The 26,752-nt window shown below is 63.6% G+C and carries 19 protein-coding genes; 7 read left to right on the forward strand and 12 right to left on the reverse strand.

The genetic code is table 11. The features are described 5' to 3' along the window. The first annotated feature begins 77 nt into the window (after window positions 1–77). Complete coding sequence (locus MUN46_RS09790) at window positions 78–737, forward strand: cyclase family protein (RefSeq protein WP_285230609.1); 660 nt, start codon at window positions 78–80, stop codon at window positions 735–737. Here the strand turns inward: MUN46_RS09790 and MUN46_RS09795 are convergent. After that, window positions 734–1,420 carry an alpha/beta hydrolase-fold protein gene (locus MUN46_RS09795; protein WP_243377039.1) on the reverse strand — a complete coding sequence of 229 codons (687 nt, stop codon included), beginning with the start codon at window positions 1,418–1,420 and terminating at the stop codon, window positions 734–736. The genes MUN46_RS09790 and MUN46_RS09795 overlap by 4 nt on opposite strands. A gap of 153 nt (window positions 1,421–1,573) precedes the next feature. On the opposite strand from MUN46_RS09795, the gene MUN46_RS09800 reads away from it, so the two are divergent. Together MUN46_RS09800 and MUN46_RS09805 are read left to right on the forward strand one after the other, a co-directional pair. Next, window positions 1,574–2,872: an NRAMP family divalent metal transporter gene (locus MUN46_RS09800; protein ID WP_243377040.1), complete on the forward strand. Its 1,299-nt coding sequence runs from the start codon at window positions 1,574–1,576 to the stop codon at window positions 2,870–2,872. A gap of 118 nt (window positions 2,873–2,990) precedes the next feature. After that, window positions 2,991–4,988 (forward strand): LTA synthase family protein, encoded by a 1,998-nt coding sequence (locus MUN46_RS09805; protein WP_243377041.1) that lies wholly within the window; start codon window positions 2,991–2,993, stop codon window positions 4,986–4,988. 29 nt (window positions 4,989–5,017) lie between these two features. Here the strand turns inward: MUN46_RS09805 and MUN46_RS09810 are convergent, their stop codons facing one another. The 8 genes from MUN46_RS09810 to MUN46_RS09845 form a co-directional block, all read right to left on the reverse strand. Beyond that, window positions 5,018–6,199: a sugar transporter gene (locus MUN46_RS09810; RefSeq protein ID WP_243377042.1), complete on the reverse strand. Its 1,182-nt coding sequence runs from the start codon at window positions 6,197–6,199 to the stop codon at window positions 5,018–5,020. Window positions 6,200–6,284: 85 nt separating this feature from the next. Further along, complete coding sequence (locus tag MUN46_RS09815) at window positions 6,285–6,566, reverse strand: DksA/TraR family C4-type zinc finger protein (protein WP_285230610.1); 282 nt, start codon at window positions 6,564–6,566, stop codon at window positions 6,285–6,287. An 81-nt stretch (window positions 6,567–6,647) separates the two neighbouring features. Continuing rightward, the gene (locus tag MUN46_RS09820) at window positions 6,648–7,433 is read right to left on the reverse strand and encodes an ABC transporter ATP-binding protein (RefSeq protein ID WP_243377044.1); all 786 of its coding nucleotides are present in this window, start codon (window positions 7,431–7,433) and stop codon (window positions 6,648–6,650) included. 23 nt (window positions 7,434–7,456) lie between these two features. Continuing rightward, window positions 7,457–8,461, reverse strand: a complete 1,005-nt coding sequence (locus MUN46_RS09825) for a FecCD family ABC transporter permease (protein WP_243377045.1) — start codon at window positions 8,459–8,461, stop codon at window positions 7,457–7,459. A gap of 13 nt (window positions 8,462–8,474) precedes the next feature. Continuing rightward, window positions 8,475–9,584, reverse strand: a complete 1,110-nt coding sequence (locus tag MUN46_RS09830; protein ID WP_243377046.1) for an ABC transporter substrate-binding protein — start codon at window positions 9,582–9,584, stop codon at window positions 8,475–8,477. A gap of 21 nt (window positions 9,585–9,605) precedes the next feature. Continuing rightward, window positions 9,606–10,814, reverse strand: a complete 1,209-nt coding sequence (locus tag MUN46_RS09835; RefSeq protein WP_243377047.1) for a nitrogenase component 1 — start codon at window positions 10,812–10,814, stop codon at window positions 9,606–9,608. Continuing rightward, complete coding sequence (locus tag MUN46_RS09840) at window positions 10,811–12,142, reverse strand: nitrogenase component 1 family protein (RefSeq protein ID WP_243377048.1); 1,332 nt, start codon at window positions 12,140–12,142, stop codon at window positions 10,811–10,813. The genes MUN46_RS09835 and MUN46_RS09840 overlap by 4 nt, the downstream gene beginning before the upstream one ends. Before the next feature lie 18 nt (window positions 12,143–12,160). Continuing rightward, window positions 12,161–12,964, reverse strand: a complete 804-nt coding sequence (locus MUN46_RS09845; protein WP_243377049.1) for a nitrogenase iron protein NifH — start codon at window positions 12,962–12,964, stop codon at window positions 12,161–12,163. A gap of 381 nt (window positions 12,965–13,345) precedes the next feature. Here MUN46_RS09845 and MUN46_RS09850 point away from each other — a divergent pair, with 381 nt between their 5' ends. From MUN46_RS09850 to MUN46_RS09865, 4 genes are all read left to right on the forward strand, one after another. After that, entirely contained in the window at window positions 13,346–14,593 is a 1,248-nt protein-coding gene (locus MUN46_RS09850) for an IS256 family transposase (protein WP_285230521.1), read from the forward strand. Between the two features lie 267 nt (window positions 14,594–14,860). Further along, the gene (locus tag MUN46_RS09855) at window positions 14,861–16,540 is read left to right on the forward strand and encodes an ATP-binding protein (protein ID WP_243376752.1); all 1,680 of its coding nucleotides are present in this window, start codon (window positions 14,861–14,863) and stop codon (window positions 16,538–16,540) included. 197 nt (window positions 16,541–16,737) lie between these two features. Continuing rightward, window positions 16,738–17,481 (forward strand): endonuclease, encoded by a 744-nt coding sequence (locus MUN46_RS09860; RefSeq protein WP_243376751.1) that lies wholly within the window; start codon window positions 16,738–16,740, stop codon window positions 17,479–17,481. A gap of 119 nt (window positions 17,482–17,600) precedes the next feature. Beyond that, window positions 17,601–18,458, forward strand: a complete 858-nt coding sequence (locus MUN46_RS09865; RefSeq protein WP_243376750.1) for a lysozyme inhibitor LprI family protein — start codon at window positions 17,601–17,603, stop codon at window positions 18,456–18,458. Between the two features lie 309 nt (window positions 18,459–18,767). Here MUN46_RS09865 and MUN46_RS09870 read toward each other — a convergent pair whose 3' ends face one another. The 3 genes from MUN46_RS09870 to MUN46_RS09880 all read right to left on the reverse strand — a co-directional run bounded on the left by MUN46_RS09870 (window position 18,768) and on the right by MUN46_RS09880 (window position 26,676). Beyond that, window positions 18,768–19,217: a DUF2721 domain-containing protein gene (locus MUN46_RS09870; RefSeq protein ID WP_243376749.1), complete on the reverse strand. Its 450-nt coding sequence runs from the start codon at window positions 19,215–19,217 to the stop codon at window positions 18,768–18,770. A gap of 219 nt (window positions 19,218–19,436) precedes the next feature. Beyond that, window positions 19,437–22,703, reverse strand: a complete 3,267-nt coding sequence (locus MUN46_RS09875) for an autotransporter outer membrane beta-barrel domain-containing protein (RefSeq protein WP_243376748.1) — start codon at window positions 22,701–22,703, stop codon at window positions 19,437–19,439. Window positions 22,704–23,301: 598 nt separating this feature from the next. After that, window positions 23,302–26,676: an autotransporter outer membrane beta-barrel domain-containing protein gene (locus MUN46_RS09880; protein WP_243376747.1), complete on the reverse strand. Its 3,375-nt coding sequence runs from the start codon at window positions 26,674–26,676 to the stop codon at window positions 23,302–23,304. Window positions 26,677–26,752: the final 76 nt, after the last annotated feature.

The raw sequence follows: 26,752 nt of genomic DNA on the forward strand, positions 1-26,752 counted from the left end.
CCGGAAAAGGGGAGCGAGCGACGTTTCCGCCTATATTAGACTGCGGGAGGACACCCCTTTTGCCTTTCAATCTGCAAATGCAGCAGGACAGCGCCATGACGGCCCTTGACTTCACCCGGACGATCCGCCCGGGCATGCCCCTTTTCCCCGGAACCCCGCAGCCTAGCCTTCAGGCGATCGCCCGGATCGAGGGCGAGGGCTTTCGCGAGACGCAGCTCCTTCTCACCTCGCACACCGGCACCCACATCGACGCCCCCGCCCACGTCTTTCCCGGCGGGGCGGCGCTCGAATCCTTCCCCGCCTCGCAGTTCGCGGGGAGCCTTGCCGTGCTCGACGCCACGGGCTTTGCGCCGGACTCGGAAATTCCCGCCTCTTTTCTCGAGGAGAACGCGGCTGCCCGCGCGGCCGAGTTCCTGTTCTTCCGCACGGGCTGGGAGCGCTTCTGGGGACAGGAGAGCTACTTCGAGGCTTACCCGGTGCTCTCCGCCGGGGCCGCCCGGTGGGCGGCGGACAAGGGCAAGAAGGCGCTCGGCTTTGACACGCCCGGGATCGACCCGGCCGAAGACGCTTCCCTCAGGCTCCACCGGATCGTGCTCGGGACCGGACGGACGCTGGTGATTGAAAACCTCTGCGGCCTTTCCGCCGCGCCCGCGGGGCTTCTCTCCTGCGCGGCGCTGCCGCTTAAATTCGAGGGCTCGGACGGGGCCCCCGCCCGCGTCATCGGCTGGACGCCCTAGGCGGAGGGAGGCTCGAGCGCCCAGGCGATCCCCCGGGCGAGCCGCCCGCAGGGGTCGGTGAAGTGCCCGCCCGGGTTCCACTCGAAGGCCGAGCGGATCCCGCGGCGCCGCAGGCTCTCGTAAACCGCTTCGGTCGCCTCGCCCACGCGCGCCATGAGGGGGCTTCGCGCCCGGGGCTCGCGCTGCCCCAGCGACAGATAGACCGCCTCGGGCGCGGGATCGGGCGCAGCCGCGGCGAAGCGCTCCGCAAAGCCCGGGTACCAGAGCGACCCCGAGCAGGAGACGAAGCGGCGGAAGGGGCCCGCGCGGCAGCCCGCCCAGAGCGCGAAAAGACCCGCCATCGAGTAGCCGGCGAGGATCCGGCGCGAAGGAGCCCCGGGCAGCGCCGCCTCGAGGGCCGGGAGGATCTCCGAGGTGAGCCGCCCGAGGTAGGCGGCCGCGCCCCCGGCGAAGCCCCCGCCCAGCCCCGGCAGGTCCTCGCTCCAGGGCGAGAGGTCCCGGTTCCAGAAAAGGCCCGTCACCGAGGCGAGCGCAAAGTCCCGGCAGCGCGCCTTCCGGCAGGCTTCGAAAAGGGCGCCGCCGTCGTCCTCGTATTCGTTCACGACAACGAGCGCGGGCGCTTCCAGGGGCTCGTCCGCCCAAAGCCTCACCGTGACGCCGCCCGCGCGAAGGCTCACCTGCATTTTTTACCCTCCCTGCCGGCCGCGGAAGCCAGGGGGCCGGCCGCCCCCGCCGGCACTCCTTTAAAGCTCCGGGCTGTTTCATTTTGAAACATTTTCTAAAAAAACCTAGAATCTGACAATCCCCCTCATAAAAAAAGACAAAAGGCTGAAGAAATGCCTCAACAACAACACCTGGAAAACATCAACCCCATCTCCTTCAGAGAACTCGTGAGGACGCTCGGCCCCGGCATCATGGCGGCCTCGGCCGCGATCGGCGGCTCGCACCTCGTCTCCTCCACGCAGGCCGGAGCCCTCTTCGGCTTCGCGCTCGTGGGCTTCATCCTCCTCATCAACTTCATGAAGTACCCGTTCTTCCGCGCCGGCCCCACCTGGACCATGGCGACCGGCGACGAGCTCATCGCGGGCTACGCGAAGCTCGGCCGCGGCTGGGTCTGGCTCGTCTGGGCGCTGATGGCCTACGGGGGCTTCACGAGCACGGCGGCCTGCTGCGTCTTCTCGGCGGGCATCCTGCACTACATGTTCCCGGTGATCCCGATGCCGGTGTGCTCCGTCCTCGTGATGGTGAGCTGCGCCGCGGTGATCATGATCGGGCGCTTCAAGCTGCTCTCCGAGGTCTCGAAGCTGCTCGTGGCGCTGCTCTCCTTCGTGACGGTGCTCGCCGTGGCGATCCTGCTCTGCTCGGTGAACGGCGACGGGGTCTCCTACCTCGCGGCCGCCTCCTCGCGCCCCGCGGTCTCGCCCTGGAACCTCGCGGGCCTGGGCTTTCTCGTGATGCTCACCGGCTGGATGCCCTGCCCGCTTGACATCACGCTCATCCAGTCGTCCTGGATCCGCCGCCAGAAGTCGCTCATGCCGGTGTCGCGCGCCGGCGCGTTCTTCGACTTCAACACGGGCTTCATCGTGACCGCGCTGCTCGCCGCGGTGTTCTGCGTGCTGGGGGCCCTCGTGATGTTCGGCGCCTACCAGAAGCCGATCATGCAGGGCGGCGGCTTCACGAGCCAGCTGATCGACCTCTACGCCGCCTCGATCGGGCGCTGGTCCATCCCCTTCATGAGCCTCATGGCGTTTGCCTGCATCTGGGGCTCGACCGTGACCGTGATGGACGGCTATGCGCGCGTGTGCGCCGTGGCGCAGCTCTACCTCAAGGGCAATCCCAACGGGGACTACCGCCCCGGCATGAACTTCTGGATCGCTTTCGAGTTCCTCGCGGGCCTCGCCCTCATCTTCTTCTTCAAAAACGAGATGATCGCGCTGCTCAAGTTCGCCATGATCTGCGCCTTCTGCACGACGCCGATCCTCGCCGCGGTGAACTTCCACCTGATGACGGGGAACTTCCTGCCCAAGGAATGGCGCTACGGCCAGGTGCTGAAGGTCTGGGGATGGGCCGGGCTCATCTTCCTCTTCGGCTTCCTCGGGGTCTTCCTCGCCTGGTTCAGCGGGCTGCTCCACTAAAAGCGGCGCTGAAGGCGGCCCCTGAAGCGGGCCGCCCTTTTAGCCCCCCGGGAGGGAGCGAGAGCTCCCTCCCTTTTGTTTTTTTGTTTTTTTATGAAGAGGAGTCCTGAAGCTAAAAATGAAACCCGAATCCATCGGCTGGTACGGGCGGCTCGGCCGTGCGGCGGCGTTCCTCGCCCTCAGCCTCGCGGTCCTCTCCGCCCTGCGGATTGCGTTTTTCCTCGCCTACCGGCCGGGCGCGCTTGCGCTGCGCGAGCTCCTGCCCGCGCTGGGCGTCGGGCTGAGATTTGACCTCAAGTGGCTCGCGGTCGGGCTCGTGCCGGCCTGGATCTGCCTGCTCGCCTCGCGGGCCGCGCCCCGGCTCTGGCGCGCGGCCTGCTGGCTCGCCCTTGCGGCCTTCGCCGCGATGGTCGCGCTCGACCTCGTGAACTTCGGCTTCTACGGCTTTTACGGCACGCCGATCAGCGCGATCATCTTCGGGTTCGTGCAGGACGACACCGCGGCCATTGTGAAGACGATCTGGAAGGACTGGCCGGTGGGGCTCTACCTTCTCGTCCTCGCGCTGCTTGCCGCGCTGCCCTTCGCGGCCTCGGGGCTCTTTCCGGCTTCCCGGCGGCCCGAGCCGTCCCGCCTGTCCTTTGCCCTGCAGGCCCTCGGCGGGACGCTGCTTCTCGCGCTTGCGATCCGCGGCAGCCTCGGCGTCTTTCCGCTCAACCACCTCGCCTTCTCGGTTTCTCCCGTCGCCTTCGTGAACGAAACGGTCCCGAACGGCGCGGCGGCCCTCCACGAAGCCTATAAAAACCACAAGATCCTGGACATCCGCGGGGGTGAAGCCGAGACGCTGCGCTCGATGGGGTTCGGGAGCGAATCCGAGGCGCTCGAGGCGCTCCGGGCGGTGCGGCCGTCCGTCCCGCCCGCCGCTTCCGCGCCCGCCGTGCAGCCCCATGTGATCGTCGCGCTTATGGAGTCGATGGGGCGCGATCTCTTCGAAAGCCACCGCCCGGGGATAAACGACACGTTGGGCGAGCTCGCCGCGCAGCTGCCGGGCGCGGTCGTCTTCAAAAACGGCGTGAGCATCGGCATCGGCACCTTCAACTCGCTCGAGGGGCTGCTCTTTGACACGCCGGAGACCCCCATCACGCAGAGCCGCTTCGGGCGGAAGACCTTCCCGTTTTCACGCGTCCTCGCCTATAAGAAGGCGGGCTACCGGACGGTCTTTCTCACGGCCGGGCCCGAGAGCTGGCGGCAGATCGACGTGAACTTCCCGCTCCAGGGGTTCGACGAGATCATCGGGGCCTCGGAGCTCAAGCGCCGCTACCCGCAGGCCGAGTCCCTCACCTGGGGGATCGGCGACGCCTGGATGTTCAAGGCGGCCGAGGAGCGGATCGCCGAAGCGGACCAAAAGGGCGAAAAGCTCTTTTTGTTCATGCTCTCGGCCACCAACCACGGCCCCCACCGCGTCCCTGACGGCGTTCATGTGAACCCGGTCGAAAGCGCGGCGCTGCCGTCCTTCATCACGGACACGAGAACTGAACTGAGAACCGCCGTCCTTCGGACTTACCAGTACGCCTGCAGCGAGCTCGGACGCTTCGTCGCCCGCGTGCGGGGCCGCACGGGAGGGCGCCCCGCCCTGATCGCCGCGACCGGCGACCACAATGTGCGGCTCAGATACAACGCCGCAGGGGTGGAAAACCGGGCGCAGAACGGCGTTCCGCTCCTCTTCTGGCTGCCGCAGGAAATGCGCGGGCTCGAGCGCCGCGCGGACACCTCGCGATGGACGGGGCACCGCGACCTCTTCCCCACGCTCGACTCGCTCGCGCTCGGGATCCGCCCGGAGCTCAAGGACGGGCGCGACCTCTTCGGAGGAGACCGGTTCGACCTCGTGGAATCCTACGATGGCTTTGGCAAAAAGGGCTTCGCGATAGGCGCCTGGGGCGCCGCGGCCATGCAGGGCGGAGACCGCGTGGACTGCTACCGCTGGAAGGCGGGCAGGCTCGAGCGCGCGCTGCCCTGCCCGGCGGAGATTGAGAAGATGGGCCGCGCGGCCCGGGCCGAGGAGGCGCTCTCCGACCTTGCGGTGAGGCGCGGAATCCTGGGCGGCGCGGCCGGCCGCTGACAAAAGCTTTGTCCCGGGGCGGGCCCTCTTCAGCCGTGAAGCCTCGGGGCGAGCTTCCTGAAGAAGACCCAGGCCGCTAGCAGCGCGACCAGCCCCCCGCAGAACCCCACCCAGGCGACCGAGGAGGCCTGCTCGACCCGGCCTCCGATGAAGGCTCCCGAGCCGATCCCCAGGTTGTAGATCCCGGAGTAGGCCGACATCGCGATCGTGACCGCGGCGGGAGGCGCCTCCTCGATGATGAGCGACTGGAAGACGAGGTTGAAGACCATCACCGCCATGCCCCAGAAGGCGCACAGCGCCACCTCCGCGGGCGCGCAGAACGAGGCCGGGTAGAGGAGCAGCAGCGATGAGGCGATCCCCAGGATCGCAAAGCGCCTGAAGGCCATGCGGTTTCCGTCGTAAAGCCGCGAGTAAAGCACGCTCGAGGCGATGCCCGCCGCCCCGTAGAGCATCAGCACCCAGGTGACGGCGGACTCCGACAGGTGCGCGGTCCTCGTGAGGAAGGGCTCGATGTAGCTGTAGCCGCAGAACTGCGCGGTCACCGTGAGCGCGGTCACCGCGAAGATCGCGACCAGCACCGGCATCCGGAGGATCCCCGGGATCTTCTCGGGCGCCACGTAGCTCGTGTTGGGCACGCGCGGGAACTCCCGCAGGATGAAGGCGAGAATGAGGAAGGCGACCGCCGCGACCGCACCGAACGTGCAGCGCCACCCGAGCACGAGCCCGATCGTGCGCCCGAGCGGCAGCCCGGCAATCAGCGCGACCGAGGTGCTCGCGGCGATGACCGAGAGCGCCGTCGCGCGCCGCCCCTCGGGGGCGACCTTCACCGCTACCGGCGGCGCGATCGCCCAGAAGACCGAGTGCGCGCAGGCCACGCCCACGCGGCTTGCCATCAGCATCCAGTAGCCGGTGGAAAGAGCCGAGGCAACGTGGCTCACGGCAAAAAGCGCCACCGTGGCGGCAAGCAGCTTTCTGTACTCCATGCGCGAGCAGAGCACCATGAGCGGCACCGACATCACGCACACCACCCAGGCGTAGAACGTGATCAGCAGCCCCGCCTTCGAGGTTGCGATGCCAAAGTCCGAGGCGATGTCGGAGAGCAGCCCGATCGGCATGAACTCCGAAGAGTTGAAGGCAAAGACCGAGCAGGCCATCGCGGCAAGCGGCAGCCACGCGCGCAGGCCCGTCCTGCCCTGAGCAACAGTATCCATAAGAAAACGAACCGAAAAAACCGGAAGGCTCCCGGCCGGGGGCCCTCAGGCTTCAAGCAGAAAAATGGAAAGAAAAACCTAGGGCCTAGCGCAGCTGGCTGTCCTTGCTGCCGCGGCGGTTGTAGAGATGCGCCGGATGCTGAAGCTTGTCGGCCTTCTCCTGGCAGCGCACACAGAGCCGCACGCCGGGCAGCGCCCGGCGCCGGGCCTCCGGGATCTCCTCGCCGCACTCCTCGCAGTAGCGCAGGCTCTCGCCCCGGTGAAGGTTCTCCCTCGCCCGGGCGATCTCGTCGTTGAGCGAATCCTCGATCTGGTCCTGCACCGCGCCGTCCTGAGCCCAGCCCACCGCCATGGCAGCCTCCCGCACAAAGAAAAACAAACCACCAGCCCTGAGACAGTGGGACTATAGTCCAATTTCCGCCGCTCGAGGGGACGCCCCCGGGGCCGCTCAGGCGACCGGCACCACGCAGGCGTACTTCGGGCGCTCGGGAAGGTCGAGCGGGATGATCCTCACGCGCACGCCGAAGCTCTCGGAGAGGTTCTGCTCGGTGAGCACCCCGGGGGCGGGCCCGAAAAGCGGGGGGCGCCCGGGCAGCATGAGAAGCGACTGCGAGCTGATCTCGAGCGCGTGCGAGGGGAAGTGCGTGTTGATGATGGAGCCGATCCCGCGCTCTTCGGAGAGCCGCTGCAGCACGCGAAGCACCCGCAGCTGGTTCTTGAAGTCGAGGTTGCTCTCGGGCTCGTCGAGCACCAGCACCTCGGGGCGCGCGGCGAGCGCCCGGGCGACGAGCGCGAGCTGGTACTCGCCGCCCGAAATCCGGCTGCAGAGCTTGTCGGCGAGGTGCGCGATCCCCACCGCCTCGAGCGCTTCGCGCGCGATCTCGCGGTCGCGGGGGCCCGGGCGGGAAAAGTCCCCGATCCTCGCGCTGCGGCCGAGGAGCGCGAGCTCCCCCACCGTGTACACGAAGGGGAGCGACCGGGCCTGCGGCACGTAGCCGATCCTCGACCAGAAGCGCCGCGGGGAGAGGCTCGAGGCCTCGACCCCGTCGATGTAGGTGCCGCCCGAGCTCCAGCGCTGCAGCCCCAGCATGCAGCGCAGCAGCGTGGTCTTGCCCGCGCCGTTGCGCCCGAGCACGCTCATGATGCCGCGGCAGTCGAACGTGAAGCTCACGCCCTCGAGCACCCTTTTTCCCCCGGGATAGGAGAAAGCGCCGTTCTTCACCTCAAGAATCATTTTTTCCGGCTCCTTTGCCCGCCTCAGCCGAGCGAGCTGCCCGTGCGGCGCAGCAGCGCGATGAAGACCGGCGCGCCGATGAGCGCGGTGAGAATGGACACCGGGAACTCGATTTCGGCCGCCGACCTCGCGGCCGTGTCCGCGGCGAGCACGAAAAGCGCGCCGAAAAGCAGCGACGCGGGCACCACCCGCTCGTTGCTGTTGCCAAGCAGGAGCCTCGCGAAGTGCGGGATGAGAAGCCCCACCCAGCCGATCAGCCCGCACATGCTCACGACGCTCGCGGTGATCATGGTGCCGCTCACGATGACGAGCGCCCGCAGCCTCCCCGCGGGGATCCCCAGCGAGCGGACCTCGTCGTCGGGAAGCGACAGCGCGTTGAGCCTCCAGCGCAGCAGCCAGATGAGCGCCGAGCCCGCGGCGATGAAGGGCAGCCCCAGCATGAGGGTCTGCATGTTCGCCCCGGTGAAGGTCCCCATGATCCAGTAGGTGATCGAGGGCAGCACGTCCTGGGGGTCGGCGAGGTACTTCACGAGCGAGATGAGCGCGGAAAACATCGCCCCCACGATGAGGCCCGAGAGGATCAGCATCAGGATCGAGCTTCGGCCGCGCACGCGGCTCACGGCCCAGACGAGGGCTACGGCCGCAAGCCCCGAGAAGAACGAGATCACCTGGATCGCGACGCCCCCGAGCCCGAGCAGGATCCCCAGCACCGCCCCGAAGGCCGAGCCGCTCGCGACCCCCAGCGTGTCGGGAGTGGCAAGCGGGTTGGAAAAGAGCGCCTGGAAGGCCGCCCCCGCCACCGCGAGCCCCGCGCCCGCCGCCACCGCGAGCAGCACCCGCGGCAGCCGCACGTTGAGCACCACCGACTTCATGACGCCGGTGACTCCGGGGTCCCCGGTGAGCGGGCAGGCGAGCGTTCTGGCCACCTCGGGGATCGACAGCCCGTAGCGCCCGCAGCCGAGCGACGCGAGAAAAAGAAGCGCGAGAAGAAAGCCCGCCGCCCCCATGATCCAGTTCTGCCTGCTCACGGCCCGGCCTCCGTCAGCGCCCGCGCGCGGCCGGCGAGGTGATGCGGCCCTCGGCCACGTTGCTCTTCGGCCTGAAGATCGACTCGACCTGCCGGTCGGTGAGGCGGATGTTGAAGAGCTCCCTGTAGTACTTCTTCACCTCGGCGTTGAGGTTCACGTCCCGGAAGCGCTCGGGGTAGACGGTCTTTGCGAGCCAGAGCAGCGTCATCGGCGTGTCGGCCGAGGGCGTGTAGCCGCGGTAGAGCCCGAGCGGCATCTTGTAGACGCGCCGCTCCTGCACGGCCTTCACCTTCGACCAGTCGTGGAATTTGCTCCCGTAGAGGTCCGCGGGGACGGTGTTCGTGAAGTTCGTGATGAGGACCGTGTCCGGGTTCCAGCGGTAGACCTGCTCCATGTTGATCTGCGCGTTGGCGTTTTCGGCCTTCACGCCCGAGGCGACGTTCTGAGCCCCGACCGCGTCCGCCCAGTACTGGCCGAAGAAGCGCCGTCCGCTCGTCACGATCTTGCGGTCGTCATACTGGAAAAGGAAAAGCAGCCTGCGGCGCTGCGAGGCCGGGATCGAGGCGACGCGCCTGGAGACCATCGAGGCCACCGAGCGGCTGATCCTCGCGGCCTTCTCCTTCTTCGCCTGCCCGGGAAAGACTTCGTCCAGGAGCTTGATCCAGGCCTCGTAGGTGTCGAGCACGTTGTAGTTCCAGCGGTTCACGCTCACCGCAAGGGCCGGGATCCCTGCGTTGTCCAGCATCTTGAGCGTCTTCGCGTCGCCCGCGTTCACGAAGACCACGTCGGGCCTGAGCTTCATGAGCGACTCGACGTTCACCGTGCTGCCGTTCATGAAATTGGTCGGGACTTTCTTGATTTTCGGGTAGATCTCGCCCAAAAGGCCGTTTTCCGCGGCCAACATCGAGACTTTGCTCATGCCGGCGATCTTGTCGGCGCCCCCGAGGAACACGGCGGTGACCGAGGCGAAGGGGAAGATGTTGGTGATCACGACGCGGTTCACGTGGTCCGGCACCTCGACCTTCCTGTCCAGATGGTCGACCACGACGCGCGCCGAGGCGGAGAAGGCGGCAAGAACCGCCGCGGCCGCGGCCAGCGTTTTCACAAGGAGCTGACGTTTCATTTCATTCATCCTTTTCTTTAGTCATGAAGCCTGCCAGGGCAGAAGCGGCTCCCGGCTCTCCGCCCCGTCAAACCACCGGTTGAAGCGGCCTCCCGCGAGGCGCGGCATCGAGTCGAGCCAGATGCGGCCCGAAAAAGCCTGGTGCGGCAGGTCGACGAAGCGCGGCGACCCGCCCCTTAAGACCATCCGGTAGACGGGGTCGGCCACGACAAGGGCCGCCTGCGGGAGCAGCCTCAGGTAGTCGTCCTCCGTGCAGCCCGCGGCGTCCCCCGGTCCGAGCAGCGCCGGGTCGCAGGTGAGCGACGTGAGCACGCGCACGTTCTTCAGCCCGTGGTCGCGCACGAGGCTCGCGCGGACCGCGGCGCTCACGACGGGCTCGCCCACGACGTAAGCGGGCTTCGAGTCCTCTTCGATGTTGCCGCGCACCCCGCAGGCGAGGTTCGCACAGCCGCCGCCCGAGGCCGCCTCACGCAGCTTCCGGCAGACGAGGTCGGTCATGAAGCGGCCGACGGGCGCGCCCACGACAAAGGGCGTCCCGAAGCGCCTCAGGAGGAGCTTCGCGGCGGGCAGCCCGCAGCCCGAGACGACGAGATTCGCGTCGGCCGCGCCCGAGCGCCCGATCTCCTCGAGGCTCGAGCCCATCGCCCAGACCGAGAGCACTTCAAAGCCCTCGCGCTCGAGCTCCCCGCGCAGGTCGGCCGAGGTGTGCCGGTACTCGAAGTCCAGCGGCGTCACCCCCAGGACGTTCACCCGGGGCTTTGCGCCGGGCCCGCTCCCCGGCCCTTTAAGGCAGAAGCGGTCCGCGAGGTGCCAGAAGGCCTTGCCCGCGCCCTCCACGTAGTCCTTCGTCCCGTTCGTGTCGATGCCGAAGGAGGGGATGCCGGTGCGCTGCTCGATCTCGCGGGCGATGCCCTCGTAGTCGCAGCCGCACATCATCGGGATCGGGGTGCCCGCGAGTGCGATGAACTTCGGGCGGTAGTCGCGCGCGGCCGAGGCGACGTCCCCGATCAGCCGCTGCTCGTTGCCGAGCACCGCGTCGACCTCGGTGAGCCCCGAGATGTAGACCATCGAGGGCGTGTCGTACCAGCGCGGCTCGTCGTGCGTGCTGTAGGTGGAGTTGCAGCCCGAGGCGTCGTGCATGACGAGCAGCCCCCCGAGCTCGTAGAGCGCCGAGCACATGGAGGAGTTGTCGGCCGCGTAGACCGGGAGAAAAGCGTTGGCCTGTTTCATAAGCAACCGTTCCTTGTGCAGCCGAGCGCCTTCACCTGGATCAGGTCGCGCGCGCTGCGCGGCGTCCTGAAGGCCTCCGCCATGAGCTCCAGCATCCGCGCCATGCCCGAAATCCCGTCCATCCCGCCGCCTTCGATCATGTTGACGAAACGGTCGGTGCCGGTGAAGAAGGCGGCCTTCTGACCGATCGCGAGCACGGGGCGCTCCGGGGCCGCGCGGCGCGGCGCAGCAAAGACCATCCCCGGGTGCACGGTCGGGTGCACCCGAAGCTCCGGGCGCCTCGCCTGAAGCCACTCGAAGTCGCCCTTCTCCGAGGCCTGGAAGGCGTCGCAGTAGAGGTCCGTCACGTTGAAGCCCGACTCGAGCAGGAACCGGGCGAGCGAGAGCGGCCGGGTGGCGGCCGTGTAGTCGAGTGCGACCGGGGCGCCGCCGACCGCCGCGCGGGTAAGCCGCAGCGACTTTTCGAGCCGCTCCTCGGCCGGGGCCGGGTCGAAGGTGGCGCCAAGCTCCCGCGCGAAGCCGGCGAGCATCCGGCGGTTTTCCTCGAGCCCGAAGCCGCAGGAGAACATGGAGGTCTCCTGTCCCAGGCGCTGCCTGGCCCAGTCGAGCATCGGGCCCGCGACCGGGTTCACGGCGATCGCGCGCTTTGAGCGCGCGAGCTCCTGGTACTCGCCGTAGGTGCGCGCGGCCGTGATCGTCCGGAAGGGACGGCCCGAAGCGCGCACGATCCGCGCGAGGTCGGAGTCGGCCGTGGGCGGCACCACGTCGCCGTAAACCGTGACGCCCTCGTCCAGGTCTTCGCGGCGCCGCAGCAGCGTGTAGATCTGGCGCCGGTTGCAGGCGTCGGGCGAAATCCTTTTGCGCAGGATCGGCGTCATGTAGCCGTCGGTGAAGTCGATTCCGGGGTGCAGGGCCCGCAGCCGCTCGAAGGTGAACGTGAGGTCGGTGCCGATGAATTCGTGCACGCAGCTCGTGTAGACGATCACGGCCCGCGGCCTGTAGGCAATTTTCTTCAGGATGTCGCCCACGCCCTCGATCAGGACCTCCTCGGTGTTGCCTTCGAGCAGGTTGCTGTCCTCGATCGTGATCGTGGAGAAGCGGTCGAGCGCCCGGACCTCGGCCGCGCTCAGGACCACGCCCCTCAGGCAGGCCTCGGCGCAGACGAAGACGATGTGGGTCTCGGGCACGAGAAGCCCCAGGTGCATGATGGTCCAGGGGCCCCGGGCCGGGGCGCTGTACTCGAGCGCCGGGGAAAACGGCGCGGGAAAGGCGGCCTCGCCGATCGAAAGGACGGGGTCGGGGCGCGCGGCCCGCGTGAGCAGTGGCATGGCTGAGCTGCCCTCCCTTTAAATGAAGTCGCCCGCGCGGATCGGGACGAAGAGCTCGTCGCGCGCCCTGGAGGAGGCGGCAAGCACCGCTTCCGACAACCGCTCGAACTCCTTTGCCATCGGCGAGTCCGGCAGGCAGTCGACCACGGTCCCCTGCCGCCGCTCGGCCTCCTGCACGTCGCCCGAGCGCGGCAGCCGGTAGATCACGCGCGAGCCCACGGTGCGCGCGAGCTCGTCCACCTTCCGGTCCTCGTCCTCGACGAGGCGGCGGTTGAGGATGATGCCCGAAAGCCGCGCGTAGCCGCGGTTTTTGAAGTTCTCGACGGCCTGCGCGATGCAGCCCGCGGCGTAGATCGCCATGTTCTCGCCCGAGGTGACGATGAAGACGTTGTCCGCGTAGCCCTTCCGGATCGGCATCGCAAAGCCCCCGCAGACCACATCGCCCAGCACGTCGTAGAGCACAACTTCCGGCCTGATCCGCTCGAAGGCGTGCGCGGCGGTGAGCGCTTCAAAGGCGGCCACGATGCCGCGGCCCGCGCACCCCGTTCCGGGCGAGGGGCCGCCCGCCTCGACGCACCAGACGCCGTTGGGGGCGCGGTGCACGATGTCCTCGAAGGCGACGCGCCCGTTCGGCCGGCGGCGAAGCGCGTCGAGCACGCTTTCAATCCTGCGCCCGCCGTTGTGATAGATGGTGCTGTCCGCCTTCGGGTCGCAGCCGATCTGCAGGACCGAGAGGCCCTTTTTCGCAAACGCCGCCGAGAGGTTGCTCACTGTGGTGGACTTGCCGATTCCGCCCTTGCCGTAGAGTGCGATTCTGTACATGAAAGACTGAGAAAAGAAAGCTGAAGTTTTCCGTTCGAAATTCAATGCGAAGGATGGATCCCGGCGGCGCTCCCGCCTGCCCGGCCAAATCCTTGAGGGTTAGGGATTTTAACCGCAAATGGTTATGCGAAGTTTTCCATGCCAAGGGTTATTAATTACTTCTTAAGTGATATCTTTCATTCAGACGGTTCTTCGCAGAGCAACAGGCCTTTGCCCTGCGCTGTCAGGATCCCGGGCCGGAGCGCCGGGATCATTTCAACGTTTCACTTCAATGCATTTCAATTCACTTTGCTGCGATGGCCGTCCAACGCTCTTGTTATTCAAGAGGGTGTAAAGAATTTTGTGGGCGCTCTGAGATAATGCTTCTTGGAGAGCCTAAATATGAGACGCACACCTGATCCTTTTGACAAACTCGCGGAACAGATTCTGGAAGACCTGAAGAAGTCCGGCCGGGAAATCAAATCCTCCGGGGAAGCGGATGATTTCATGGCCCACCTGCTGGGGCGGCTGCTGACGAAAATGCTGGAGGGCGAAATGACCCATCATCTGGGTTATGAAAAGGGCCAGGCACGTCCGGGTGACAATGAGCGCAATGGCCACAGCTCCAAAACCCTGAAGTCTCCCAAGCTTGGAACCATCCATGTGGACGTACCCCGGGACCGCAAAGGCCGCTTCACACCCCGGATTGTTCCGAAGCACAAAAGGACGCTGGATGGGTTCGACGAAAAAATTTTGGCCCTTTATGCCCGAGGCCTGACGACACGGGAAATCCAGGGCTATCTTTACGACGAATATGGGATGGAAACCAGCGCCGAGTTCATCAGCGATGTGACCGACGCCATACTTCCCGAGCTTCAGAAATGGCAGGACCGTCCTCTCAGCCCTGTCTATCCGGTGATTTTCTTTGACGCCATCAGGATCAAGACAAGGGGCGAAAACGGGGTGGTCACTCCCCGGGCAGTCCATATCGCCCTGGGCGTGGATACCGATGGAAAGAAGGATGTCCTGGGTCTTTGGATGGCCGAAAATGAAAGTGCCAAATACTGGCTTAAAGTCTTTAACGAGCTGAAGAATCGAGGCGTCAACGACATTCTTATCGCCGTCACGGACGGGCTTAAAGGGATGCAGGAGGCTTTGGAGACGGCTTTTCCGAAAACGATGCTGCAGACCTGCATCGTCCATTTGATCCGCAACAGCCTCAAAATGGTCAACTACAAGGATTACAAGGCGGTTGTTGCTGCGCTGAAGCCTGTTTACCGTGCTGTCAACGCCGAGGAAGCACGTCAGGCGCTGAACGATTTTGCCCAGTCGGAACTTGGGAAAAAATATTCCTACATCGAAAAAATCTGGCTGGACGCATGGGATCGCGTGATTCCTTTCTTTGAGTTCTCACCCGCCGTCAGGCGGTTGATCTACACCACCAACGCCATTGAAAGCTTGAACCGGGACCTGCGAAAGGTTGTCAAGACAAGAGCTTCTTTCCCAAGCGAGACCGCTGCGCTGAAGCTGCTTTACCTGGCGATCCGAAAGGTGGAGAGGAGATGGGTGAGGCCATCACCTTATTGGAAAACTGCCATGCGAGAATTAACCATTGAGTTCGGAGACAGGATCGCACCTTTCTTCGATTAACCTAAAGGGGGCGCCCACAAGAATTTCCATACCCTCTTATTCAATAATTATCTTTTAATATTCAATATATTAAAGATATATTTTTCGCCTTTGAAATTTTCAATTCAATGTAATTCAACTCATCATAAACTCATCATCAACTCATCAATACGAACATTTATGCAATTTTGAATTGATCAGATCAATTAAAATTGACATCAAATACAGTTTTGATGAATTGAATGCAATTGAATTGCATTGGAATGCCTGAAAAGCAAGGATGTTTTTATGACAGAACAGGAGTTGCCGGAGCGCGAATCCCTGCTTGTTGAATTCAAGAGCGACAGGGGAAAGAAAGGCGGAGGCTATCCCGATGATGAACTGGTCGAGGAAGCAGTCGGGATGGCCAACACTGAAGGAGGAACGCTCTACCTTGGTGTCGAGGAGGACGGCCGGCCCACCGGCGTAGGGGAGCATCACCGCGACCCTGTCGGCCTTGCCGCTCTGATCGGCACCCGAACCCGCCCGTCGCTGTCAGTGCGCGCGGAAATCGTGAGCATCAAGGGGCTTCAGGTCATGGCCGTTCACATTCCCAAAAGCTTTTCGGTCGTGGCTACGGTCTCAGGGAAAATTTTAAAGCGAAGGCTTAAGGCAGACGGATCGCCTGAAGTCATCCCCATGTACCCGTATGAGATTTATACGAGGCTTTCTGATCTTCGAAAGCTCGATTTTTCTGCCCAGCCGATCCAGGAGGGTTCCCCTGATGATCTGGATCCGAATCAGATGGTTCGTCTTCGCGCCGCGATTGAAAACCAGCACGGCGACCAGCAGCTGCTTGGTCTCACTGACGAGGAGCTCGCCCAGGCTCTGCGGCTTACCGCCCGCGTGGGCGACAAAATATATCCGACCCTGACCGGTCTTCTGCTGGCCGGCAAGGAGGCGAGCCTTCAGCGCTTCGTGCCTACTGCTGCAGCCGGCTTTCAGGTCCTGCAGGGTACGAAGGTTTTAATCAATGAAACCTTCACCAAACCGGCGGTCGAGCTGGTTGAGCTGTTCATGGAGTACATGAAGGCCTGGAATCCTGAGAAAGAATTTGATTACGGACCCTACAGGATCCCGATTCCGGAGTTTTCCAAAGCAGCTTTCCGCGAGGGCCTGATCAATGCAGTCGCCCATCGCGACTATTCCATGCTTGGATCGGTCCGCGTTCAGATTGACGACGAAGGCTTAACGATCAGCAGCCCGGGCGGCTTTATTGAGGGAATCACAATCAACAATCTGCTGACCGCAGAGCCCTCCGGAAGAAACCCGTCGCTTTACGATGCCTTGAAAAGGATCGGGCTCGCGGAAAGGACAGGACGCGGGATAGACCGCATTTTCGAAGGATCAATCACCTTAGGGCGGCCATGGCCGGATTATTCGGAATCGACTTCAAAAAACGTGGTCCTTTTCATCCCTCGGGCGAAAGCGGACATTCGATTTATCCGCCTGCTCATGGACGAGCAGGAGAAAATCGGGCATCCCCTGGCCATTAACGCGCTTTTAGTCCTCTCCGCAGTTTATGCGGGGCGGAAACTGAGCGGCGGAGAACTGGCGGCAAAGACCCATATTCCCCGGCACCGGCTGCAGCCGCTGATTGAAAATCTCATCGAGCAGGGACTGATTGAGGAAATCGGGCGCGGCAAATCCAGAATGCTGATGCTGGGGCAAAAGGCCTATTCAAACGCCGGCAAAACAAAAGAATATATAAGGCAGAAAGGCATCGACTCCGTTCGTTTTCCTGAAATGATTCTGGAGCTCGCCAGGCGGCAGGGAGGCGCCGTCACCAAAAATGACGTGATTGAGCTGCTGCACATTTCCAGTCAGAAGGCTTATAGAACGCTGCAGGCGATGCGCGAAGACAAGCTCCTGGAACTGGAGGGCAGGGGAAGACTCGCTTTTTACAGAACTACCGGGAAAACAGCATGAAAGGTTTTCGTCTGCCAAAGTTTTAAGAGCAGTATGAAATCGGGAGGTGCCCACCTTTCATTTTCGGGATGAAAGTGCGCGTTTAAAGGGAAAAGCCAGAGGGGCGGCTTTCGCCCGGCGCCCCGCTTCGGGAGTACGCTTGAGGGCGTCGATGCCCAGCGTCAACAAACAACTCATCGTCATTTGGAGAATCCGCCTTGAAAGCCACCCTTTTGCTGCTTCCGGCCCTCTGCCTCGCCGCCTCCGGCGCCTTCGCCGCGATCCCCGGCAACACGACCGACGAAAGCTTCGCGCACGCCAAGAAGACCCTGCTCGAGAAAGTCTTCTACGACCACCGCGTGACCTTTTACTGCCGCGCCTCGTTTGACGAGCGCAAGAACATCACGCTGCCGAAAGGCTTCACGACCCCGACGCACGAGGGCCGCGCGAACCGGCTCGAGTGGGAGCACATCGTCCCGGCCGAGAACTTCGGGCGCGCGTTCGAGGCCTGGAGAAACGGCGACCCGCTCTGCCAGAACTCGAAGGGAGCCTTCAAGGGGCGGCGCTGCGCGAACCTCGCGAGCCGCGAATACCGCCTGATGCAGGCCGACTACTACAACCTCTACCCCGCGATCGGGGCCGTGAACGCGATGAGGAGCAATTTTCCCTACACGCAGTTCGCCGCTGACACGCCCGCGACCTTCGGGACCTGCCCGATGAAGATCGAGGACCGCCGGGCCGAGCCGCCGGACTGGGCGAAGGGGCTTGCCGCAAGGACCTACAAATACATGGCGGCGGCCTACCCGCAGTTCCGGATGAGCGACCAGCAGCGCCGCCTGATGGACGTCTGGGACAAGAAATACCCGGCCGACGACTGGGAGTGCCTGAGGGCGAAGCGCATCAAGGCCCTGCAGGGCAACGCCAACCCCTTCACCGAAGAGTCCTGCGCCCGCAGGAAGTAAAGGCTTAAAGCCCGGGCGGCGGAGGGATGTCCCCCCAGAAGCGGGGCCCCGGCGCCGCCTTTTGATTTTTTAAACGAGGCCGCGGCGCGGAAAAGAGCGCCCGCGGAATCAGGAACAACATGCAAAAAACATTGGCAGCCTTCGCTCTTGCGATCGCGCTCGGGGCCTCTGCCGCCTCGGCCGCGAGCTTCAACTGCGCAAAAGCCCGGTCCTATTCAGAAAAGCTCATCTGCTCGGACCCGCAGCTTTCCGCCGCGGACGACGATCTCGCCCGCGTCTACGACGCGGCAAAGGAGAAAACCGGGAATTCGAAGCAGTTCCGCCGGTTCGTGGAGGAAAACTGGAAGCGGCGCGAGCAGTGTGCGGATCCGGCCTGCGTGCGCAGCTGGTACCAGAGCTCCCGCGCCGCCTACGAGCGCATCGCGGGAGGCGCCGCCCTGCCCCGTGAGGCCGCCGCAAAGAAAGCCCCGCCCTGCTTCGTGAAGGGGCTGAAGCGCTGCGTCACCTACCGTTTCAAGGACGCCCCGGGGCTGCAGCTCAACTACAGCGACGGCCGCCGCTTCAAGGTCTCGATGTACTTCGACCGGACGGTGGAAGTCGCCTACTACATCGATGAGAACAACAGGAGGATCGGGATCCCCGCGGACTTCCGGCCGATGTTCTCCGAAAAAGACATGGCCGATCAGACCAATGGGCGCGAGGACTACGCGCTCGGGCAGTACGACTTCGACGGGGACGGCGCGGACGAAATCGTACTCGCAGGCCGCACCTGGGCGCCGGACGGCATGAACGGGCTTGCGGTCACGGTCTACCGCATCCGCGACGGCAAGACCTGGTCCTTCGGGGCCTCCGACATTTCTGGCGACCCGGCCGCCCGCATCGGGGCGAACAAAGTCTTCATTCCGAGGAATTTCCGGGGCTTCGTCCACGAGTGGACTTTCTATCGGGACGCCTTCCAGTACGAGGAAACGAACTGAAGGGCCCCGCCGCCGGCTTTACCCCCTGACGCCGGCCGCCTCGTCCGCGCCCCTTCGAGCACCGCCCCGCGATCCTGTATTCGGAGCCCTGCCCGGAAAGAGCACTGCTCCTGCCTGAAAAGCCCGGGGGCGGGGAAAGACCAGGAAAAACGGGGGACATGAGGCGGCCCGGAGCGTAAAAAAATCCCGGCAAAGCCGGGAAACGGCCTCTGCCGGGATTTCAGGCGCAGGCGGGAAAGACCCGCCGGGACGGCGCAAGGCGCAGAGGGCCGGATGGAGTGAAAATCCGGTCCGCCCCGCTTCTGCGGCTTAGTTTTCCTTATGCACGCGCGGGTGCACGGTGAGCCCCAGGGCGTGCAGCGAGGTGCTGATCTCGAGCACGAAGTAAATCATCGACACCACCGTGAGCGCCATGCCGCACAGCAGCAGCACCGACTCGGGCACGTCAAGCCGGATTCCGAAGAGCGCGTCAAGCACGTTGCAGAGCACGATGCAGGCGCTGAAGGTGACCGACACCGCCATGCACAGCATCGCGCGGCGCAGGTACCAGGCCCGCTTGTAGATCAGTTCGATCGAGGCGTCCAGCTCCGGGTCGATCAGCTTGTCCGACTGGCTCGCCTTCTCGCGCAGCAGCTCGCGGATGCGGTTCGTGGCGTGGCTGTAGCGGTTCGTCATGGACAGCAGGAGAAGGCCTACTCCGGAAATCAGCGTGACGGGGGTCAGAGCGGAAAGAAGGACAGAACTGAATTGCACGGCCATTTGGATTAATGCCTCCCATTCGAATGGATGATTTTTGTGAAAAAAGTGAACTATAAGCCCAGAAAAGGCTCATGGCACAAAAATCTCATGAAAACAGGGTTTAATCCTATTTCCGGCCCCTCCGGGGCCCAACGGCCGCTCAGGGAAAAAGGCGGCCTGTCCGCAAAGCCGCAGGCTTACGGGCAGGCCGCCTCGCAGGGCGCGCTTTCCCTTCTTTAATCAGAAGGAAAGCCTCACGCCGGCGTTCACGCTCCAGGCGCTCTCAAGGGAGTTTCCGAAGCGGTACTCGGCGTCCGCAAACGCGAAGGCGCTCCGCCCGAGCGCCACCTGGAAGCCCGCGCCCGCGTCGTACCAGCTGCCCTTGTTTTCGATCGAGGCGTCGTAGCCCGAGGCGCGGGTGGTCGAATCGAAGGCGCGGATCTTCTGCTTCCCGCTCCACTCGCGAATCCAGTCGGCCTTGAAGTAGAACGAGCTCGCCTTCTCGGCGCCGAAGCTGCGCCCGGCCCGGAAGCCCGCGCGCGAAAGCACCGAATTGAAGCTGTCCTGCGCGATCCGCGAGCCCTGCGTCGTGCTGTAGTTCCCGTCGGTCACGTGCAGGTACTGCAGCTGCAGCTCAGGCTCCACGAACCACCCCTCGGCGCCGAGCGGGAGCTTGTGGCCCGCCTCGGCCGAAAAGCCGAGGACGTGGTTGTCAAAGTCGCCCTTCACGCGGCCGCCCGAGCCGTTCACGATGTTAAAGCTGTTTGCGAGCCGCCCCCACTGCGCGACAAGGTCGACGTAGGCGCCGCTTACTCCCAGCCACGTGCCGTAGGCCTTCACGCCGAAGCGCCGGGTGTCCCCGTCTCCCGAGAGCCCCTTGAAATCGTCGTCGGCATGCCGCCAGTCGAGGGCCAGGCCGGCAAGCGCCCGCCCAGCGCTAAAGGAGAAGGCGCGGTCAAAGCCCGCCTGGTAGGTCGCGGCCGAACTCTTGAAGTCGCCCCGGCCCGAGGAGCTCTCGAGATTGTCATAGCGGATGCGAAGCCACAGGCCGTCGTCTCCCTTTGCGTGCCGCGCTTCGCCCAGCCTCTTTACGAGCCGGTCCATGTCGACCGCGTTCCAGTACAGGGAGCGCGCGGCCCCGAGCACCGCGCGGCCCGCGTCGGAGAGCTCCACCTTCGGCTTTTCAGGCGTCTGGCCGCCGTTGTCGGGCTGAACCGGCGCTACGGGCTGGTCAGGCGTGGCAGGTGTGTCGGGGGTATCAGGGGTGTCAGGAGTCTCTGGAGTATCGGGGGTGACAGGCTTGGTCTCAGTCGCCTCCGCGATGTACCAGTTCGTGCCCTCCTCGCCAAAGGCGGCGTCCGTGAAGGCAACGCCCGGCCGGTAGGTGCCCTCGCCGCTTCCCTCGCCGTTGTAGAGAGCGTTGGAGGCGTCGCCCTTCACGTAGTCGCTCTTTGCAAGCGAAAAGGTGACGTTTGTCACGCCCTGGTCCTTCATCTCGGCCTTGAACTCATTGCCCCAGCCCGCGGCCTTCCCGTTCGTGGTCGCAAGCCGCACGCCCTTCAGCGCCTCGATGTTCGGGACCTCGCTTCTGTCAACGACCAGGGCGATCGTGTTGGAAGAGCCTTTCTGCAGGTCCGTCGTATAGAGCATGCTGCCGCGGGACGGAGTCGGGCTCGCCCGCATGACGAATGTCCCGGAGCCGGACAGGCTTCCCGCGGTGAAGCTTGCGCCCTCGGACTTCGAGAGGTCGACCGTTCCGCCGCCCTCGCCGAAGGCAAGACTCTTCACGAAGCTCCTGCCGTAGGCCGTCCAGGCCGCCCCCTTGGAGAGCGAAACCGAAGCGCTCCCGGCCGTGGAGGCGGGGACCATGCTCCCGGAGCCGTAGAAGATCCCCGGGCTGGTGAGGAAACTTACCGACCGGGCCGCTGAGGCCTCCCCTCCGAGGTCGTGGTAGTCGTCGATCTGGCCGCGGATGAAGGAGTCGGAGCCGCTCGCCTCGAGCGTGAGCTGCCCGCCGTTCGCGACATAGATGTCGCCCGCGATCTGCGTGGTGCCGCCCGAGAAGGAGAGCGAGGCGGGGGTCGATTCGGTCCCCGCGTCGCCGCCCACAAGGATCGTGCCGCTGATGCGCCGCGTGCCTTCGCCGCTGAAGGCGACGGAGCCCGCCTGAACCACCCGGATCGCGGCGCTGCGGATGTTGAGCCCATCATTGGAGGGCGCGCCGGAAAAAGCGCCCTTGTAGTCGCCCGAGACGCTCTCGTCGATCGTGATGTCGGCATTTCCGGTGATGTTGAGAGTGGCCGACCGGATTTGCACGCCGTTGGCCGCGCCATTCGCCCCTTCGGACGAGATGTCGGCGACAGACAGATCACCGACGGAGACGGGGAGCGCGATGGAATTCAGGTAAAGGCCCCTCGCCTTGCCGTTTTCTCCTGTAGCCGTGACGCCTTTCACGCTGAGGCTGCCAAAGCTCGCGGGAACAGGGTAATAGTGAACCATTGATGAGCCGTTGTCTCTCCAGTACTCTTCACTGAAATCCTCGAGAATGACGCCGTCAGCCCGGGTGACGCCCTTGACATTGGCCACCTGCACTGATGAGAACGTCAGCTTGTTTGAATCGCCGAGTGTGCTCCTTTCAGTATACAAAGCCAAGCCGGAGGCACTCGCTCCTGTCGACGTGATTCCGTCAACCGTGAGGCTGCCCACGCTGATGTCCGGCTGCTCCTCTACAAAAAAGCCGGACGTATCGCTTACGCCCGTGATATTCCTGATATCCATGCGGTCAATGTCGACATAGTGGGCTCCGCCGGCCCCGACGCCGTAGGCGAGCATCGTCGGAGTAGTGTTGTTCAGCGTGTCGACTTCTATATTTTTCGCTTTGATGTCACGCACAGCAATGCCAATGATGCCCGTGAGGTCACGGATCGAGAGCGTCCCCGTGACTTCTATGATTCCGTAGCTGCGGATAGCGGTTTCCGCGGTGTTGTGTTCCAGCGTGATGTCTGTGGCATGAACCTCGCTGCCCCATCCAAGATACATGAGAAAAGTCCCTGTACTCGGCAAGGGAGTGGAATTCAAGTCTCTTCGGTCATCGAGGGTTATGCCTCCCGTCGAATGTGAAATGGTGAGGCCCTGGTTGAAATGAAGGACCGGCTCAATGTAGCCAATGTATCTTTTTTTGTCGTTATAGCCAGGATTGGGAAGGATATCCAAAGCCAGTCCCGTCCCCTCGAATAAGACGGGCGCATTAAACGAGATTGAAACAGGAGTTTTTTCAGAATCCGTGCCGGCTGCGGTGTTGCGAACCAGGATGCCGGTGTAAGGGTTCGCGAAGTCCCCGGTGGTGCCCTTGAGATTTACTGCGGAAGCGTTGATGACGAGGTCGTTGTTGCCGCCTTCGACCCGAATGCCTGTGGACTGAAAGTCCATGCGGTGAGTGCCTGAATCAAGCGTTGTTTTGGTGTTTTGGCTCTGGCGGTCAAGCCACACGCCGCCGTAAGGGAGCATATCGGCTGAAAAAGTTACGTCCTCATTCCAGGACTGGCTTCCATACACCGGCCAATAGAGCGTTTCTGCTCCGGCGGTGGGGGGGGGGGCAGCGCAACAACCGCCGCTACGGCGGCGGCCAAAAGGGGCTTTCTAAAATTTTCCGAACAGCGGGCAGGCATACACTCTCCTTGCATACGTCAGTTGATTTATGAGCAAAGGGTTTTATTTTAACGCTTCTTAACAAAATCAAACATTTATTTATGTATAAAAAATAACTCTCTAATAGCTGGCTATACAGGGGATCATTAACAGTTGAAATGCTCTGAATGGAAGCCGGCTCAAAGAAGAAGGGGCCGCTGACTGACAGAAAATCCGCTTCGACGCAGGCTCGCAGAAAAGAGAGTGAAGTGCTCCGGCCGGTCTTGGGAAGAGAAATGGGAAAAGGAAGGATGGACAGATGGGGCACTTTCAGGAGGAGCGCCCGCTTCCAGCAAACCGTACACTGCTTCTTCCCGCCCCTGGCCGGAACTTCAGGCATCTTAAAAAGCAAGCGGCCCGCCCCGGGCATCTGACCCCGGGGCAGGCCGCCTGGCAGAGCGCGCTTTCCTTTCTTTAATCAGAAGGAAAGCCTCACGCCGGCGTTCACGCTCCAGGCGTTTTCAAGCGAATGCCCGAAGCGGTACTCGGCGTCCGCAAACGCGAAGGCGTTCCGCCCGAGCGCCACCTGGAAGCCCGCGCCCGCGTCGTACCAGCTGCCCCGGTTCTCAATCGAGGCGTCGTAGCCCGAGGCGCGGGTGGTCGAGTCGAAGGCGCGGATCTTCTGCTTTCCGCTCCACTCGCGGATCCAGTCGGCCTTGAAGTAGAACGAGCCCGCCTTCTCGGCGCCGAAGCTGCGCCCAGCCCGGAAGCCCGCGCGCGAAAGCACCGAATTGAAGCTGTCCTGCGCAATCCGCGAGCCCTGCGTCGTGCTGTAGTTCCCGTCGGTCACGTGCAGGTACTGCAGCTGCAGCTCCGGCTCCACGAACCACCCCTCGGCGCCGAGCGAGAGTTTGTGGCCCGCCTCGGCCGAAAAGCCGAGGACGTGGTTGTCGAAGTCGCCCTTCACGCGGCCGCCCGAGCCGTTCACGATGTTAAAGCTGTTTGCGAGCCGCCCCCACTGCGCGACAAGGTCGACGTAGGCGCCGCTTTCTCCCAGCCACGTGCCGTAGGCCTTCACGCCGAAGCGCCGGGTGTCCCCGTCGCCCGAGAGCCCCTTGAAGTCGTCATCGGCATGCCGCCAGTCGAGGGCCACGCCGGCAAGCGCCCGCCCGGCGCTAAAGGAGAAGGCGCGGTCAAAGCCCGCCTGGTAGGTCGCGGCCGAGCTCTTGAAGTCGCCCCGGCCCGAGGAGCTCTCGAGATTGTCATAGCGGATGCGAAGCCACAGGCCGTCCTCGCCCTTTGCGTAACGCGCCTCGCCCAGCCTCTTCACGAGTCGGTCCATATCGACCGCGTTCCAGTACATGGAGCGCGCGGCCCCGAGCACCGCCCGACCCGCGTCGGAGAGCTCCACCTTCGTCTTTCCGCTGTTGGGCTGGACTGGCGTCACCGGCTCATCGGGCGTATCGGGCGTATCGGGCGTGTCAGGGGTGACAGGCTCGGTCTCGGTCGCCTCTTCTATATACCAGTTCGTGCCTTCCTCGCCAAAAACCGAGTCGGTGAAGGCGACGCCAGGCCGATAAGTGCCCTTGCCGCTGCCTTTGCCGTTGTAGAGGGTGTTTTCCGCATCGCCCTTCACGTAGTCGCTCTTTGCGAGCGTGAAGGTCACGTTGGTCACGCCCTGGTCCTTCATTTCGGCCTTGAACTCGTCGCCCCAGCCGGAGGCCTTCCCGTTCGTGGTCGCAAGGCGCACGCCTTTCAGCGCCTCGATGTTCGGGACCTCGCTCCTGTCAACGACCAGGGCGATCGTGCTGGAGGAGCCTTTCTGCAGGTCCGTCGCATAGAGCATGTTGCCGCGGGACGGAGTCGGACTCGCCCGCATGACGAATGTCCCGGAGCCGGACAGGGTTCCCGCCGTGAGGCTCGCGCCCTCGGACTTTGAGAGATCGACCGAGCCGCCGCCCTCGCCGAAGGCGAGGCTCTTCACGAAGCTCCTGCCATAAGAGGTCCAGGACGCCCCTTTGGAGAGCAAAACCGAGGCGCTCCCGGCCGTGGAGGCGGAGGCCATGCGCCCGGAGCCGGTGAGGAAGTTCACCGTCCGGGCCGCTGAGGAATCGCCCCCTAGGTCGTGGTAGTCGTCGATCTGGCCGCGGATGAAGGAGTCGGAGCCGCTTGCACCGAGCGTGAGCTGCCCGCCGTTGGCGACGTAGATGTCGCCCGCGATCTGCGTCGTGCCGCCCGAGAAGGAAAGGGAGGCGGGGCTCGACTCGCTCCCCGCGTCGCCACCCACGAGGATCGCACCATCGATGCGCCGCGTGCCTTCCCCGCTGAAGGCGACGACACCCGCTTGATCTACCCGGACCGCTGCGTTCCGCACGTTCACCTCCTCTTCCGAGGGAGAGCCGGAAAACGCGCCCTTGTAGTCGCCCGAGGCACTCTCTTCGAGCGTGATGTTGACATTTCCGGTGATGTTGAGAGTCGCCGACCTAAGCCGCACGCCGTAGGCTGAGCCGTTTTCTCCCTCGGCCGAGATGCTGGCAACCGACAGATCCCCGACGGTGACGGGAAGAGCCACGTTCGTCATATAAAGGCCGTTGGCCGTGCCTGTATCACCCGTGGCGGCGACGCCCTCTACGTTGATACTGCCAAAATTCCCGGAGACAGGGTAAATGTAGATGGGGACGTCGTCACTATATGTCGTCCAAGCATCCCGCCAATCTTCCAAATAAACGCCGTCCGCACGGGTTACGCCCTTGACTTTGGAGACCTTTGCCGTAGAAATTTCGACTTTGCTTGCTGGACGTAGGCTCTCAATTTGAGACATCAAAATTCCGCTGGCCCACTCCGAGGTCGAGGCGACGGCGTCAACGGTGAGAGAATTCACGTTGACGGCTCCCTGGTGCTCAGCAAAAAAAGCGGCTGTCATGGCGTCGCCGGTCACATTGGTGACAGTCACGCGGTCAGCTCGAAAAAGAGAGCTTGATGTGTCAACAGGGAACGCCTGGTCTCCTGACAAGGACTTCACATTGTCAATTTCGATGTTGTGGGCATAGAAGTCGTCTGCGTCGGTCTGCAGAGGTGAGCATCCTGTAAAGCCATGGCTTGAAAACGTGCCGGAAATATAAAACTTGCTCGCGGAGCTGGAAACGCCTACGTCTGCGGCATTGTCATTGAGCGTGATGTTAGTGGCGCGGATTTCCGTCCCTTCGCTCCCAAGATAAGTGAGGAAAGTTGTGCCGACAGGAATCCATTCCAAGTCAGCGTCTCTGCGCTCGTTAAGGGGGATGGTTCCTGTGGAATTCGAGATGGTGAGCCCCTGGTTGAATTTGAGGACAACGTTCAGGGGACCGATCTTGTTTTGGTGGTCATGCGAGCCGGGGAAGTTGACGATGTCCACGGCAAGAGCCTTGCTGCCGGAAAATGACACGGGGGCGTTGAACTCTATGGAAACGGGGAGATTCTCAGAGGCCGTGTTGCGCGCGGTGTTGGCGATCAGGATGCCGGTGTAAGGGTTGCGGCTGTCCCAGGTGCTGCCATTAAAGTTCACGGCGGAAGCGTTGATGACGAGATCGTTGTTCCCACCGTCGATGCGGATGCCCGTGGACTGAAATGAGATCTGGTGCTCGCCCGCGTCAAGCGTCGTCGTGGTTTTCTGCGACTGGCGGTCAAGCCACACGCCTCCGTACGGGAGCTCCTGGGCCGACAGGGTCACATCCTCGTTCCAGGACTTGCTCGATTCCAAAGGCCCGTATTCAACCGTTGCCGCTTCGGCGCTGAAAGGAGCGGCGGCAGTCCCCGCGGCCACGGCGGCGGTTAAAAGCGTTTTTCTGAAATTTTGAGGTGAGAAAGCAGACATTCATTCTCCTTGGATCTGTAAAGCAACAATGTATGAAAAGAAATAGCGGGAAAAAATTGCATATTTTAACATGACC

This window comes from Mesosutterella faecium (genome assembly GCF_022809315.2).
Lineage (GTDB): Bacteria > Pseudomonadota > Gammaproteobacteria > Burkholderiales > Burkholderiaceae_F > Mesosutterella > Mesosutterella faecium.